The sequence below is a fragment of the Symplocastrum torsivum genome, from assembly GCF_059505465.1.
Genome location: NZ_JCACKQ010000016.1, coordinates 39,385 through 53,334, shown reverse-complemented (window position 1 = coordinate 53,334; position 13,950 = coordinate 39,385). Strand labels below are relative to the sequence as shown.

At 44.4% G+C, this 13,950-nt stretch carries 13 protein-coding genes; 8 read left to right on the top strand and 5 right to left on the bottom strand.

What is annotated here, in order from left to right:
• Positions 1-69: 69 nt before the first annotated feature.
• Together ftsH3 and uvsE are read left to right on the top strand one after the other, a co-directional pair.
• Positions 70-1,908 (top strand): ATP-dependent zinc metalloprotease FtsH3, encoded by a 1,839-nt coding sequence (gene ftsH3, locus AC5JL3_RS05755; protein WP_192220008.1) that lies wholly within the window; start codon positions 70-72, stop codon positions 1,906-1,908.
• 218 nt (positions 1,909-2,126) lie between these two features.
• The gene (gene uvsE, locus AC5JL3_RS05750; RefSeq protein ID WP_496073559.1) at positions 2,127-3,044 is read left to right on the top strand and encodes a UV DNA damage repair endonuclease UvsE; all 918 of its coding nucleotides are present in this window, start codon (positions 2,127-2,129) and stop codon (positions 3,042-3,044) included.
• 48 nt (positions 3,045-3,092) lie between these two features.
• On the opposite strand, the gene AC5JL3_RS05745 is transcribed toward uvsE, so the two are convergent.
• A complete protein-coding gene (locus tag AC5JL3_RS05745; protein ID WP_496073558.1) occupies positions 3,093-3,341 on the bottom strand; it encodes a hypothetical protein in 249 nt (82 codons plus the stop codon).
• 144 nt (positions 3,342-3,485) lie between these two features.
• Here AC5JL3_RS05745 and AC5JL3_RS05740 point away from each other — a divergent pair, with 144 nt between their 5' ends.
• The 4 genes from AC5JL3_RS05740 to AC5JL3_RS05725 all read left to right on the top strand — a co-directional run bounded on the left by AC5JL3_RS05740 (position 3,486) and on the right by AC5JL3_RS05725 (position 6,772).
• The gene (locus AC5JL3_RS05740) at positions 3,486-5,798 is read left to right on the top strand and encodes an NACHT domain-containing protein (protein ID WP_496073557.1); all 2,313 of its coding nucleotides are present in this window, start codon (positions 3,486-3,488) and stop codon (positions 5,796-5,798) included.
• 61 nt (positions 5,799-5,859) lie between these two features.
• Entirely contained in the window at positions 5,860-6,117 is a 258-nt protein-coding gene (locus tag AC5JL3_RS05735; protein WP_496073556.1) for a FitA-like ribbon-helix-helix domain-containing protein, read from the top strand.
• Positions 6,114-6,542 carry a type II toxin-antitoxin system VapC family toxin gene (locus AC5JL3_RS05730; protein WP_496073555.1) on the top strand — a complete coding sequence of 143 codons (429 nt, stop codon included), beginning with the start codon at positions 6,114-6,116 and terminating at the stop codon, positions 6,540-6,542. Before AC5JL3_RS05735 ends, AC5JL3_RS05730 begins: the two co-directional genes overlap by 4 nt.
• Positions 6,539-6,772, top strand: coding sequence for a type II toxin-antitoxin system HicB family antitoxin (locus tag AC5JL3_RS05725; RefSeq protein WP_496073554.1), 234 nt, complete (start codon positions 6,539-6,541; stop codon positions 6,770-6,772). The genes AC5JL3_RS05730 and AC5JL3_RS05725 overlap by 4 nt, the downstream gene beginning before the upstream one ends.
• A gap of 37 nt (positions 6,773-6,809) precedes the next feature.
• Here the strand turns inward: AC5JL3_RS05725 and AC5JL3_RS05720 are convergent, their stop codons facing one another.
• The 3 genes from AC5JL3_RS05720 to AC5JL3_RS05710 all read right to left on the bottom strand — a co-directional run bounded on the left by AC5JL3_RS05720 (position 6,810) and on the right by AC5JL3_RS05710 (position 10,195).
• The gene (locus AC5JL3_RS05720) at positions 6,810-7,673 is read right to left on the bottom strand and encodes an HIT family protein (protein WP_496073553.1); all 864 of its coding nucleotides are present in this window, start codon (positions 7,671-7,673) and stop codon (positions 6,810-6,812) included.
• 153 nt (positions 7,674-7,826) lie between these two features.
• A complete protein-coding gene (ypfJ, locus tag AC5JL3_RS05715) occupies positions 7,827-8,684 on the bottom strand; it encodes a KPN_02809 family neutral zinc metallopeptidase (protein WP_496073552.1) in 858 nt (285 codons plus the stop codon).
• 221 nt (positions 8,685-8,905) lie between these two features.
• A complete protein-coding gene (locus AC5JL3_RS05710; RefSeq protein ID WP_496073551.1) occupies positions 8,906-10,195 on the bottom strand; it encodes a glycoside hydrolase family 10-like protein in 1,290 nt (429 codons plus the stop codon).
• A 665-nt stretch (positions 10,196-10,860) separates the two neighbouring features.
• Between AC5JL3_RS05710 and AC5JL3_RS05705 the strand changes: the two genes are divergently transcribed.
• Positions 10,861-12,216 carry an FAD-dependent oxidoreductase gene (locus AC5JL3_RS05705; protein ID WP_496073550.1) on the top strand — a complete coding sequence of 452 codons (1,356 nt, stop codon included), beginning with the start codon at positions 10,861-10,863 and terminating at the stop codon, positions 12,214-12,216.
• Positions 12,217-12,233: 17 nt separating this feature from the next.
• Entirely contained in the window at positions 12,234-12,389 is a 156-nt protein-coding gene (locus AC5JL3_RS05700; protein ID WP_192220020.1) for a hypothetical protein, read from the top strand.
• Between the two features lie 352 nt (positions 12,390-12,741).
• On the opposite strand, the gene AC5JL3_RS05695 is transcribed toward AC5JL3_RS05700, so the two are convergent.
• A complete protein-coding gene (locus AC5JL3_RS05695) occupies positions 12,742-13,791 on the bottom strand; it encodes a TolB family protein (protein ID WP_496073549.1) in 1,050 nt (349 codons plus the stop codon).
• Between the last annotated feature and the right edge of the window lie 159 nt (positions 13,792-13,950).

Here is a 13,950-nt window from a genome sequence, read left to right as displayed (position 1 = left end):
TAACATTAGTTAATACAAGACAAAGTTATTCGATGTCCCGCTCCTCAGTATTTGGAGGTAATTAAGTAAGTGAATAAGAAGTGGAGAAACGCAGGGCTGTATGCACTACTAGCGATAGTAGTCATCGCTTTGGCAACAGCATTTTTAGACAAACCATCCCAAAGCCGGGATACATGGAAGTACAGCAAGCTAATTAATGAAGTTGAATCTGGCAAGATCGAGACGGTCAAGCTCAGTGCTGACCGCACCCGTGCCCTTGTTACCGCTCAAGACGGTCAACAAGTCTTGGTCAACTTGCCTAATGACCCCCAGTTGATTAGCATCCTCGCTAACAATGGTGTGGATATTTCGGTTCTACCTCAGAGTGATGAAAGCTTCTGGTTTAGAGCATTAAGCAGCCTGTTTTTCCCAGTATTACTGCTAGTCGGATTGTTTTTCTTGCTACGACGTGCCCAAAGTGGGCCTGGCTCTCAGGCAATGAACTTTGGTAAGTCCAAAGCCAGAGTACAAATGGACCCACAGACCAATGTGACGTTTGGCGATGTCGCTGGCATTGAGCAAGCCAAGCTAGAACTCAACGAAGTTGTTGACTTCCTCAAAAATGCTGACCGCTTCACTGCAATTGGAGCAAAGATTCCCAAGGGTGTCCTCCTTGTTGGTCCTCCGGGAACGGGTAAAACCTTACTAGCACGAGCCGTTGCGGGTGAAGCGGGTGTACCCTTCTTCTCCATCTCTGGTTCTGAATTTGTTGAGATGTTCGTGGGTGTCGGTGCTTCCCGTGTCCGCGACTTGTTTGAGCAAGCCAAGACTAATGCTCCCTGTATCGTCTTTATTGATGAAATTGATGCCGTGGGGCGTCAACGGGGTGCAGGTTTAGGTGGCGGTAACGATGAGCGGGAGCAAACCCTCAACCAGTTGCTGACTGAGATGGACGGCTTCGAGGGCAATACTGGCATCATCATTATTGCTGCGACAAACCGCCCAGACGTTCTGGATGCTGCACTACTGCGTCCGGGTCGTTTTGACCGACAAGTGGTTGTGGATCGTCCTGACTACGCTGGACGTTTGGAAATTCTTAACGTTCATGCGCGTGGCAAAACCTTAGCGAAGGATGTGGATCTTGAGAAGATTGCCCGTCGTACCCCTGGTTTCACGGGTGCAGACTTGTCTAACCTCCTCAATGAAGCCGCAATCTTAGCTGCCCGTCGCAACTTCACCGAAATCTCGATGGATGAAGTGAATGATGCGATCGATCGCGTCTTGGCAGGACCTGAGAAGAAAGACCGGGTGATGAGCGAGAAGCGCAAAACCTTGGTTGCCTATCACGAAGCAGGTCACGCTTTAGTTGGTGCTTTGATGCCGGATTATGACCCGGTGCAGAAGATTAGCATTATCCCCCGTGGTCGTGCTGGTGGTTTGACATGGTTCACACCGAGCGAAGACCGGATGGACTCAGGTCTTTACACTCGCTCTTACCTGCAAAACCAGATGGCTGTCGCTTTAGGCGGTCGTATTGCTGAAGAAATCATCTTCGGTGAAGAAGAGGTGACGACTGGAGCATCCAATGACTTGCAACAGGTTGCTCGTGTTGCACGGCAGATGGTGACTCGCTTTGGTATGAGCGATCGCCTTGGCCCGGTCGCCTTAGGTCGCCAGCAAAGCAATATGTTCTTAGGGCGGGATATTGCCTCAGACCGTGATTTCTCTGATACCACGGCAGCAACGATTGACGAAGAAGTTCGGAGTCTCGTTGATCAAGCGTATCAACGCGCTAAAGAAGTGTTGCAGAACAACAAGCATATCCTTGACAAACTAGCGGTGATGCTAATTGAAAAGGAAACCGTAGATGCTGAGGAACTGCAAGAAGTCTTAGCGAATAACGATGTCAAAATGGCTGCGATCGCGTAGTGTTCACCACTTAAAGAGTAAGTCAAGCAACAGTTGAGAAATTACCGTTTTCTTTACCTAACCTGACAACTCAAACAATCACTTAGTTAGTGAAAAATATAAGGGTAGTACATTAATGTACTACCCTTTTTTGTTAAGAGTCATTCTTGAGACGGGTGACTTAAGTCAAAAGTAGAATTATCAATGAAATAGTAGTCATAGGAGTAATCATTAGTCTGATGAGCGTGACACCGGAACTAGGATTAGTGTGTATTACAGCATCCAAAGAGGTGCGTTACCGAACTGTCACGCGCAAGCGTTTGCTTTCGTTTCCGGAATCGGAACAAGAAGAACTGCTCCGGAATTTATACAAGGACAACCTAGAACGCTTAAACTTAGCAATTGATTTTTGTTTAAATAATGAGTTAAAACTCTATCGCATTAGCTCTAATCTTTTTCCCTTTGCCGATACAGATTTAGGTGAAAAAGTACTAGATGAATTGAGTGAAGAACTCTTGAAAACAGGGGGTCGGGCTATCGATGTGGGTATTCGTATAGTTGTACATCCTGACCAATTTGTTGTTTTAAGTTCTGACAATCCGGAAGTCATTGCAAATAGCATCAAAATTCTTCAGATGCACGCGATGATTATGGATAAGTTGGATTTGCCGCGATCGCCTTGGGCGATGATTGAGATTCATGGCGGAAAAAGCGATCGCTCAGAGCGACTAGTTGAGGTTATCCGTAAGTTGCCGGAAGCAATTCGCTCTCGATTGGCGCTGGAAAACGATGAATACGCTTACAGTGCTGAGGAAATTTTAGAAGTTTGCCGTCAAGCGGGTATTCCGATGGTATTTGATGCCCATCACCACGTAATCCACGAAAAGTTAGACAGCTACGAACACCCCAGTGTTGCTCAGATGCAAGCCGCCGCAGGTACTACTTGGCCTAAGCAAGAGTGGCAGTTGGTGCATATCTCCAATGGACGTGAAGCGTTTGGTGATCGAAATCATAGTGACTTAATTACTGTGATGCCAAGTTCTTACAGCAATGCACCTTGGATTGAGATTGAAGCGAAGTTGAAAGAAGAAGCGATCGCAAAATTACGACAAGAGTGGTTACCTACCCTGGAACCTGCACTGATATCTGCCAAGTGAATCAAAATCCAATAAGAGACGTTCCGCCGGAACGTCTCTGCTAAAGCCCTACTCTTTCTCTTCGTCCTGATCATCTGATTGAAATAGGTCAGTTGCCTTGCTGCCTAGTAGTCCAAAAATGGCACCGATGCCCATATTCCAGGTAGTATTGCAATTCTCAAAGACACGAATCTGTTGGGGAGATAAATTGTCTTTAGCAGCAAGCCAGAAGGAGGCTCCACCAGAGAGAAGGGTGAAGCAGACAACGGTGAAGAATACTTGCTGGAAGGCGGGGGTGAAGTTGAAGTTGTTTTTCATGGTTGAAAGTTCTTCGGAAATTTGACACTTTCATCATCGGGCTGAATCTCTGAAAGCATGACTAGGCAATGCTTTTCATTTGATTGTCTTTTGCTTGATGTTTGATTGCACAGACTAGGATGGATAAAACACTCTTAGTACGGGATGGCGAAGAAAAGGCTACTGGTTAGAGCTTCACGTCAAGGAATTGAAAGCGCTGAGAAAGCACTAGTGCGTCTTGGATTTGTTACGAAAACGAATTTTGCAGAGGTCAAGCGGATAGGAAGATCGACTGTCACTAAGTTTTTTAACCATCAGTCTCTACAGCTAGACTCTTTGCAGCGCATCTGTGAAGAACTAACCTTACCTTGGCAGGAAATTGTTGAAGATTCGTCTGAAAAGATAGATGCTCAATCAAAGGCTGAGAAGCAACCAAGCAGTTCAGATTTAGATATTGATGCATTGGTGCCGCAGGTGCGATCGCACTCTTGCGAAGCAATCCTAGACAACTACAGCAAGATTCGATTATTAGACGACACTCGGATTGATGTTGACCTGCTGTATGTGGATGTTTACGTGCTGGAGAAGTTGTCGAGCAAGCGCTATGCTTCAATTTCTGGATTGCTAGAAGGCATTGAGCAACGGGAGGACTATGAACGGTTAACGCTAGGACATCGACAGAAACGACTCCCTGGACAGGAAATCGTCCGACAATTTCCCCGATTGATGGTGCTGGGCAAACCAGGCTCAGGAAAAACCACTTTCTTACGACATCTCGCCGTTGACTGTAGCAAGGGGAAGTTCTTTTGCGATCGCATTCCAGTTTTGCTTGAACTGCGATCTATCAAAGAGGGCAACTCATTCAATCTATTGAACCTGATTCATCGAGAATTTGGATTGGCACAACAGGAGCAAACACAGCAAATTCTAAATCAGGGAAAAGCCTTTATCTTGCTGGATGGATTGGATGAAGTCCCCAGCCAGTTGAGGCAGTCTGTTCGAGACCAAATCTACGAATTTGCCAAAGAGTATCGCAAAAACCGCTTTGTTCTCACCTGTCGCACTCAAACGATTGAATACATTGCCGATAACTTCGAGCCGATTGAAGTTGCAAATTTTGATGCTGAACAAGTTAAAATATTTGCCCTTAACTGGTTTACAGCCACCCCTGAAACATCCGGGGAGGCAGAGAGGTGGACAAGTAGGTTCGTCGGAAAACTGGAGGAAAATCAGCAAATTCGTGAGCTAGCCATAACCCCCATCCTACTGACTCTGACGTGCTTGCTATTCATCGCAGAACAAGACTTACCGAAGAAGCAGTCAGAACTGTATGAAAAAGCGAGTAATCTGCTTTTAAACAAGTGGGATAAATTTCGAGATATTCCCAGAGATTACCAGCAGCTATCAGTCTCAGACAAGCAAAAACTTCTGAGCTATCTTGCATTCCGGAAGTTTGAGCAACCCGATAACTTTATTCTGTTTGAGCAGGACGAAATTCAGGGATATATCGCCGAGCATTTAGGGATTGAGGCTGAGGAGAGTGAAACCGTTCTTAAGGCGATTGAAGCCCATCATGGATTGTTGATTGAACAAGCGCAAGGGATTTGGTCATTCTCCCACCTCACGTTTCAGGAATACTTCGCCGCTAAATATATCGTTGATAGCTCTAATCCTGAAGCCGAATTTCAACGACTGCTCACTCACGTCACTCAACCTCGTTGGCGAGAACTTTTCTTGCTGACAGTGAGTATGGTGGAGAATGCTAATAAATTATTGATGCTAATGAAGCAAAAGCAAGAGGAAATTGGAACCTCATTGATTTCAGATAAGCAATTAAAAAAGTTTCTGGGTTGGGTTAATACAAAGGCTTCTTCGGTTAAGGTACCTTGTAAATTTTCAGACAAATGCAATTTCTATTTTGCCCTTGTGCATGACTTCCCACTGGCACGTTACTTAGCTGGTGAGCTTGGATCTAAGCCAGACATTCAGGGTCATGATGACAATATCTTTAATTACGATCTTGCATATAGACATCTTTATGAACTTTATCTTGATCTGAGTCTTACTTTTACACTCTACAGCGAGAACTTTGAAGAATTCCGTCGTGGAATTGAGGGATGCCACAGCGATTTCAGTCGTACTCCTAAACTACATCAAGCCCTTGAACATATCAAAATACACCTTCCTAGGATAGAAGAAGATTTTGAGAAGTTTTTTGATGAGGATTGGCAGAGAGAGAAGCTGTTAGTCGAAGAAACGTTTTGGCAAGCTAATGGTCAGACCCGCCTCAATGAATTGAGAACTGTAATGATTGAGCATCGCAAGATTGGGCATGACTGGCAGCTCAGTGAGGAGCAGAAGGAACAACTGAAGCGGTACTACGATGCGAATAAGCTGCTGATGGATTGTCTGAATAGTGGCAATGTCACTCCAAAAGTGAGGGAGGAGATTGAGAAGATACTATTTGCCCATTGCTGAGATTGAGCAGCGTAGAGGATTATGATTTACACAGTACCTCCACCGATCGCATAGCTCTGTTATGACGCAAGTGCTGTTAGAGAATCTCAACCCTGTTTTGATTAACCAACTGGAAACCCTTGCACGGCTTCATGGACGTTCCTTGCAAGAAGAAATAAAACACATCTTGCAGCAAGCAGCACAAAGCCAACTCCGCTCCTACCCTACAGGAGGTGATACGGTGAAAGCTAGAGAAGCAGTAGCCCGTTCTCAGGCAAGATATGCCGGACGCACCTTTAGCGATAGTGCTGAACTCATTCGCGAAGATCGAGAACGATGACTCGGTATGTGGTGGATGCCAGCGTCGGTATCAAGTGGTTTGTTCCCGAAGTTCACTCTGAGGCAGCGCAACGTTTACTATCAGAAAGTTACACTCTGTTAGTCCCAGATTTATTCTTTCCAGAAATTGGCAACATCCTCTGGAAGCGAGTACGCCGTGGCGAGGATACGGCAGAAGATGCCAGACAAACATTTGCGGAATTCAGTGCAGTCTCCATGCAGGTTTATGAGTCTCGCTCTCTAATACCGACAGCGTTAGACACTGCTATCCAGAGCGATCGCACCGTTTATGATAGCCTCTATTTAGCTTTGGCAATCTTGAATCAGTGTTCGATGGTTACTGCCGATCTGAGACTATTTAATGCCTTAGCGAATAGTCCTTTTGCCAGCAGTATTGTTTGGGTAGAATCTCTAGGTGCAACTTGAACAGACGAAGAATGAAGGACTATCACATCAATGTTTTCTACAGTGAAGAAGACGAGGGCTACATTGCCGATATTCCCGATTTGAAGTATTGCTCTGCTTTTGGCTCCACAGTTGAAGAAGCAGTTCGCGAAGTGCTGATTGCGAAAGCGGCTTGGCTGGAAGTTGCTAAAGCGGATGGTAAGCCTATTCCCCAACCCAGATATCGCCCTGCCATCTATCAGATTAACTAACTTTACAAAGCTCGACAGCCTTTGCCTGAGAAATCATTTAACTCCTAACTTTTCCTTTAGGAATCACACATCTCATTCCGCTTTTAGTACCAACGGCATCTCCTTGATAGCGAGGAATAACATGAATATTACTATGCATCATACTTTGACCTGCCGCTCTATTGATGTTCATCCCCACATTAAATCCATTAGGCTGAAATTCTTTATTTAAAATTTCTTGTATTTTGTTTACCATAAACCAGCAAGCAGATTGTTCTTTGAATGGCAATTCAAAGTAATTGGCAACATGACGCTTGGGTACGATTAGAACATGACCTTTACTTAAGGGATAACCATCAAAAATAGCATAAGCTGTTGTTGATTCTGTTATAAAGTTTATGTTTTTGTGAGGGTTACAGAATATGCAGTTGTTAGAAGAGTTCCTTTGTTGATTGTAATGAGTATACTCATAGATTTCGCAGCTTTCATCTACGTGTATTGAGTTAAATGGAAGTTTGACGATGCACTGATAGGTAGGTTTCTTGTGGATGTAATGTTCTCGAAAACCTTCCCTTTTTATATCTCTTCTCACTGCATAATACGCCTTACCTCCCGGCTTTAACAAATGAGAGACTTCTATAAGGATATTAGCTTGTTCTTCAGAAGACAAAACGTTTAAAACATAAAAGCAAATTATTGTATCAAATTTTTCATTAGGATATTGCGGGAAATAATAAGGGTCATACCCTGTAATATCAAACCCTTTCCGTTGCAAGAGTTTGACATCATTGCCAAAGCCACAACCAAAGTCTAAGACTTTCCCTTGAATCAGGTTTTGATTCAATAAAAATTGTGCGGGAAATGACAGGTAGATTCTTTCTATTGCCGTAAGGTGGCTGAATAGATTTTTTTGCCCACCCATAGTCAGTAACTATCTGTGAAGTTTACACAGATAGAGTTCCCACAAAATCTCGATTTTGCTCAAAGGTTGGCTGACGGAAAGGCAAACTTGCGATCGCATTCATTTGTCGGAGTTATTCATCATCTTGTCTGAAACACTTCGCACTTAGACTTTTTAAGGAGTGGCTGCCGCAAAGGTATTACATTGTCCCGGATCGCCCGTCTGAATGCCCTGTTTAAACCAGCGAACTCGTTGGGCTGAACTACCGTGTGTAAAAGACTCCGGAGTAACATACCCTCTTGCTTGATGTTGCAAACGATCATCCCCAATGCTGCTAGCCGCATTCAGTGCTTCTTCAACGTCACCAGCTTCAAGAACCTGCCGTGAACGATTAGCATGGTGCGCCCAGATACCAGCAAAACAGTCTGCTTGTAACTCCAGTCGGACTGAAAGTTCATTTGCTTGTGCGCGATCGGTTTGACGCTGCATTGCATGAACCTTGTCGGAAATGCCCATTAAATTTTGGACATGATGCCCAACCTCATGAGCAATCACATACGCCTGAGCAAAGTCTCCCGGTGCCTGATGCCGAGTCTTCAGATCTTCATAAAAGCTTAAGTCGATGTAGAGCTTTTGGTCAGCGGGACAATAAAATGGCCCCATTGCTGCTTTAGCATAGCCACAGGCAGATTCCACCGCACCGGAAAAGAGAACTAATTTAGGCTCCACATAGGTTGTTCCTTCTTGGCGAAACAGGCCATGCCATGTATCTTCCGTATCCGCCAAGACAACTGAAACGAACTCAGCCAGACGATCATCTGCCGCAGAACCTTGTGTTTGAGGAGCTTCTGAGTAAGGACCATCACTCGACGATTGCCCTTGCTCCCAGATTACGCTGGGGTCGCCGCCCAAAAGAGCAACAATCACTGATAGAACAATCGCCCCAATGCCACCGCCTACCACAGGTGCCGACATCCGGCTTCCACGTCTGTCCTCAACATTGGTGCTTCGACGACCGAATTCCCAGCGCATAACCCAGAGCCTCCAAACTACTTAACCTGGCTAGAAGTGAGTCAGGTGCTATGGCACCCAAGCTAGACCTTTCATAGGTCATTCACCACAAATAGTAGTGATCGCCTTCATCTAGATCCTCTGCCAGAGGGACAGCGCTGATTTATACCTAGTCCTACTTTGGGATTAGTGGGGTAAGGAAAACAAAAAAGCTGATAGCTGACCGCTTTGGAGCTATAACGTTACCTCATCGCAACACGGGAAGCGGGGGCGTTGAAGAGAGCTTGAAAATTAGATTGTCGCTCTGTTATAGGTTCTGGTGCCTCGTCCCAAAGGCTCTCATAATAGAAGAACGTTACACCCAAGCCGCGATCGCGTGCTGCTTGCACCTTAGACTGAATCAGTGGCATCGGAACTGGCTTATTTCTCAAGCCTGTCAGGACACCAACTCCGGTTGGAATCTTTTGTTGCGCTTCCTGAATTGCGGGACGGGTGATCTGGTTGAGAAAACTTTGCAGATCGGGACGATACACTTGCACAATTAGCTCGTCCACAATACCCTTTCGCACCCAAGTCAGCCAGTCCTGTAAGTAAGTCTTGTAAGCAACGTCATAAGGATTAGGGGCAACAGAGAAAATCGCATCGGGCTTTCTCTTTTTTACGGCTTGGTTGAGTTGTGTCATGAATGCCGTAATTTTATTCGCCCGCCAGCGCACCCAAACGGGATTCTGGGGATCGCTAGGTGCATTCCTCCCGGTTTCTCGTTTATACAAGGCAAGCGTGTAGCGATCGTAGCCAAACTCATTGGGCAAACTGGTGTGATCGTCAAACTGAATACCATCGACATCATATCGAGTGACGACTTCTAGCACGAGATCGCTAATCAACTGCTGCACGTCTGGATGGAAGGGGTTGAGCCATACTACCTCACCCGCCGCACCGATCCAAGTTTGGCTACCGTTCCGCCGTTTCGTCAGCCACTCCGGATGATTCAACGCCAGTTCCGATGTCGGGGGAGTCATGAACCCGAACTCAAACCAGGGAATTGCGAGTAAGCCTTGCTGATGGGCTTGAGCAACGAGGTCAGAGAGGGTCTCTTGTCCTTGTAAACCTTTGCGGGCAAAGGGTTGGATGCCTGTCCGTTGTGCTACTGGACTCTCGTATAGCACGTAGCCTGAGTTCCACACCACAGGATAGATCGTATTGAAGTTCAGTTGCGCCAGTTTACTCACAGCATCTTGCAGTTTGGGGCGATCACTTAGGATGTCATTGTCATTGGTAGTCATCCAAACCCCGCGAATTTCTGGCAAGGGTTGCTGTGCGATCGCACCAACAGGGCTGTCAGCTAGTAATACGGTGATAAATGACGTTAGAAGAACTAAGGAAAGATACTTGAGCAATTGCCTCTGGCACCGCCCAAGATGCGATCGCCACCAATCTCTAGGAATGAAACACAATTTCATCAGCTTGAATGATAAGTTCGCTATCCAACCACGCAATCGCGTACCTTCGTAACGCAATGAACGATCCATAGTCTACAGGTATTTATATCTATTGAAGAATTGATTAATGCATAGAACTCATTCAATTCACTAGTACTTGTCTCTCAGACGACTACCACTTATGCAGGGTAGATTGGTTGAGGCTGTATGTAGACACAGATGCGATTAAGAGCATGTCAGTGCCAAGAATCTCCTGCCCTCACCCCCCAACCCCCTTTCCCAATACTGGGCGAAGGGGAGCCAAATTCCAGTTCCCCTTTCTCCTTTTCTCTAATTTTGAGCAGAAGTCTGTTCTGTATAGATAAAATTGCAAGTGAAGCACTGGATACATTATCAGCAAGCAGAACTAGATAGCCTTATTGAGACTGAATTGAGAGCTGCACAGCCCGAACAGCAAATTTGAGGCACAACTGTTTTTCTACCTCATGAAGGAGCGCTACTATAACTACGGAGTGACTTTTCCTAGCGTAGAGGCTGTTATTCTAAAAACATTGCGATCGAGTAGGCTTGGCAGATTCTATAAAATTTGCACTCAAAAACTTTTGGAGTTATCCTAATATTCGGCTTTAGCACCTAGTCTCAAGTAACTTTCCTATGTTGTATAAGTGCTTGACTTGCTTTTATTAAAATTTTGAGCTTCGTTACCCCCTAGCGTTGATATACTCTTTATTCTTTAATTACATTTCAGAGGGATTATGCAATTCGAGAACGACATTTATGAAGTAGCTATCATCGGGGGCGGAATCTCTGGAACTGCTTTGTTATATAGCTTGAGCAACTATACCAACATAAACCGGATTGCTTTAATTGAAAAACAACCAGAAGTTGCTTTAGGTAATTCTCATAGAACAAGCAATAGCCAAACCCTGCACTTTGGAGATATAGAAACCAACTATACCTTAGAAAAAGCGCAAAAAGTAAAGGGAGCTGCAAGCTTAGTTAAAAATTATCTTTTGAGAAATGACCCCCAACAGAAAATCTTCAGTAAATATCACAAAATGGTTCTGGGTATAGGAAAAGAACAGACTGAAGAACTGCGAGAGAGATACAAAGACTTTAAATCACTATTTCCTGGACTTAAATTAATTGAAAAAGAGGAAATAGAATTAGTAGAACCTAATGTAGTAAAGAATAGAACGCCTGAAGAAGAAATTATCGCTTTATCTACTGAAGAAGGTTACACAATAGATTTTCAGAAACTAGCTCAATCATTTCTAGGAAAATCAGTTGCCAACACTGAGAAAACGATTGATTTAATGATGGAAACAAAGGTTAAGAGTATCCGGAAAGAAGGAGAATTCTACCAAATTCAGACAGATCGAGACGTAGTAGTAGCTAAGGTCGTTGTTTTTACAGCAGCAGCGTATAGTTTACTGTTTGCCAAATCTCTAGGCTATGGAAAAGATTATGCGCTCCTGAATGTGGCGGGGAATTTTTACCTTGCACCAGGCGTTCTAAATGGTAAAGTTTATACGGTACAGCTCAAAAAAATACCGTTTGCAGCTATTCACGGAGATGCAGAAGTTCACAATCAAAGTAAGACTAGATTTGGTCCTACTGCTAAAGTTACCTTCCTACTAGAATCGCGTAACTATGCTACTTTTGTTGACTATTTCCGAACGGCTGGACTCAGTATCAATGCTTTCTTAAGCTTTTTTAATATCCTTTCAGAGAAAGTGATATTGGAATATATCGTAAGAAATTTTATTTACGATATCCCCTTTTTTGGCAGAAGGCTATTTTTAAGGCAAGTTCAAAAAATTGTTCCTTCAATGCAATTAGGTGACCTACAGCTTGCTAAAGGATATCTAGGGATTAGACCTCAAATAGTTAATCTTAAGACTAAGCGCCTGGAGTTGGGAGAAGCTAAAATTGTCGGGGAGAATATATTGTTTAATATAACGCCTTCTCCTGGTGCTTCAACTTGCTTACAAAATGCCGAATACGATACAGAAAAAATCCTAGAGTTTCTGGGTCAAGACTATACATTCGACAAGAACCGCTTCTTGCAAGATTTAGGGGATGAGCAAGCTTTGGCTCAAATAACCTAACTATTAAATAGTTATGGATGCTCAGCTTGAACGGGTCAACGAGTAACTACTACTTGAAAAAGAGATTTAGCTTGAGTGATGATGCGATCGCAGGTGATTCAACAATCCATCAGTGTCAGCAAATGAATCATAGCAAAGTCAGTGCCTGGTTGTTGTCCCAGTTTCAAGCTTGAGTGCTGCTACCCGACCACAACCTGGAGATGGTGATGGTACCCACTCCCCATCCCCGTGATGGTCTACAGGTAAACTTTCAGCGAATGAGTGTCAATGTGAGTTAGAAGCATGAGCTTTACTAGCATCCAACACAACTGAAATGAGCGAGAGTGTACACAGAGCCGAAATTGTGATTGAGCGCAAAGAGAAACAATTAATCAAATGATGTTGCAGTAACATGGGCTTATCTTGAGACTTCTTGCTGTGTGTTAAGTGTTCTTCTGTAGCAGTACTTATCTCTGAGTGCTGTGTACTTATGCAAGAAATCTCATCTAGGTTCGTTACTCACAAAGGTTATTCAGAGACAATACGTCAGGGTTGACGCTTGTGTCCCAACCAAAGTAGCCTTGTTGCTGAACTTTGAGGAATGTTTGTTACTTTGGTCAACTGGCCCCCTTCCACATCAACAAGGTAAAGAAAATTAGTACACTCTTCATAACCAATGAGCAAAGGCTGATGACATTTACCGTCGTACCCAGCCGCTAAGACCATTTTTTTCCCGTCCGGTGACCAAGCGAAGTCTTGAATCCCACCCGCTTCCCTTGCAGGGGGTGCATCAAACAGTGGCTTCAACTGTTTGGTTGCCAACTCCAGAAGCCAGATGGTTTGACTGTTGTAGCTGCTATTAGTTAAGGCGAGATAGCGTCCATCTGGTGACCACTTAATTTTTTCATCATCAGATGGAACCGACTGAATCTGAAGAGGCAAATTATCTTTTGCCTCAAGCAGTACTCTCAGGTTACTCCCGTCCAAGTTGATTTGGTAAAGCGTTTTTGAGCGCTTCAAAGAGTCCCAATGCCAAAAAGCCAAGGTTTTCCCGTCTGGTGACCAAGTGATTTGGTAAACCCCACCCGCACCGAATTTTGTAATCACTTGTGAACGGCGACTAGCAATATCAAATAGGGAAATATCTTCGACAAGACCAAGTGTTTTGTCTGTACGAGACTCGCCCGTATAAGCGACGGTTTTACCATTGGGAGATAACGTTTGCCAACTACTGGTTAAATCACGCTTGCCTCCGAGTTTTAAGACTTCTACAGAACCGTTGAGACTTACAAGGTTTAGAGCATACAGAAGTCGTTGGCTCTGAGGTGACCAGGAGACAAATGACCTCCTAATCTCTTCATTAATCGGGGTAGGGCTGTTGCTGTTGTTGGGAAACTCCCACTTAGACAGCTTCCAATTTGTTGGATCAACAAAATACCAACCCACACGCTTATTGACCGTGGTAATGTTGATGATGACATCACGCTCTGGGGGCAAACTGGGAACGCTCTTGATCAAAGCGGCGGATAGACTACATCCACCTAAAAATATACTGGTGAGAACGAACAATCCGAGCGATCTTAGATAGGCTTTCATCGTTAAATAGAGGCACAATTGCCTGCCAAGAGACAGAGCCTCAATAAATTTCTACTCCTCAAGCTAAGCTTAGGAATGTAGCGACTAGGCTTGCCTACATTTGGCTTTTCTAAGTGTCACAGAGGCTCTCACAAAAGAATTAGGACGTTCGCCTCACGA

Excerpts from the sequence above, each read along its gene's own strand:
- uvsE (WP_496073559.1), top strand. The coding sequence starts at position 2,127 with ATGAGCGTGACACCGGAACTAGGATTAGTGTGTATTACAGCATCCAAA.
- AC5JL3_RS05745 (WP_496073558.1), bottom strand. The coding sequence starts at position 3,341 with ATGAAAAACAACTTCAACTTCACCCCCGCCTTCCAGCAAGTATTCTTC.
- ypfJ (WP_496073552.1), bottom strand. The coding sequence starts at position 8,684 with ATGCGCTGGGAATTCGGTCGTCGAAGCACCAATGTTGAGGACAGACGT.
- AC5JL3_RS05705 (WP_496073550.1), top strand. The coding sequence starts at position 10,861 with ATGCAATTCGAGAACGACATTTATGAAGTAGCTATCATCGGGGGCGGA.
- AC5JL3_RS05710 (WP_496073551.1), bottom strand. The coding sequence starts at position 10,195 with ATGGATCGTTCATTGCGTTACGAAGGTACGCGATTGCGTGGTTGGATA.
- AC5JL3_RS05720 (WP_496073553.1), bottom strand. The coding sequence starts at position 7,673 with ATGGGTGGGCAAAAAAATCTATTCAGCCACCTTACGGCAATAGAAAGA.
- AC5JL3_RS05700 (WP_192220020.1), top strand. The coding sequence starts at position 12,234 with ATGCTCAGCTTGAACGGGTCAACGAGTAACTACTACTTGAAAAAGAGA.
- AC5JL3_RS05695 (WP_496073549.1), bottom strand. The coding sequence starts at position 13,791 with ATGAAAGCCTATCTAAGATCGCTCGGATTGTTCGTTCTCACCAGTATA.
- AC5JL3_RS05730 (WP_496073555.1), top strand. The coding sequence starts at position 6,114 with ATGACTCGGTATGTGGTGGATGCCAGCGTCGGTATCAAGTGGTTTGTT.
- AC5JL3_RS05735 (WP_496073556.1), top strand. The coding sequence starts at position 5,860 with ATGACGCAAGTGCTGTTAGAGAATCTCAACCCTGTTTTGATTAACCAA.
- AC5JL3_RS05740 (WP_496073557.1), top strand. The coding sequence starts at position 3,486 with ATGGCGAAGAAAAGGCTACTGGTTAGAGCTTCACGTCAAGGAATTGAA.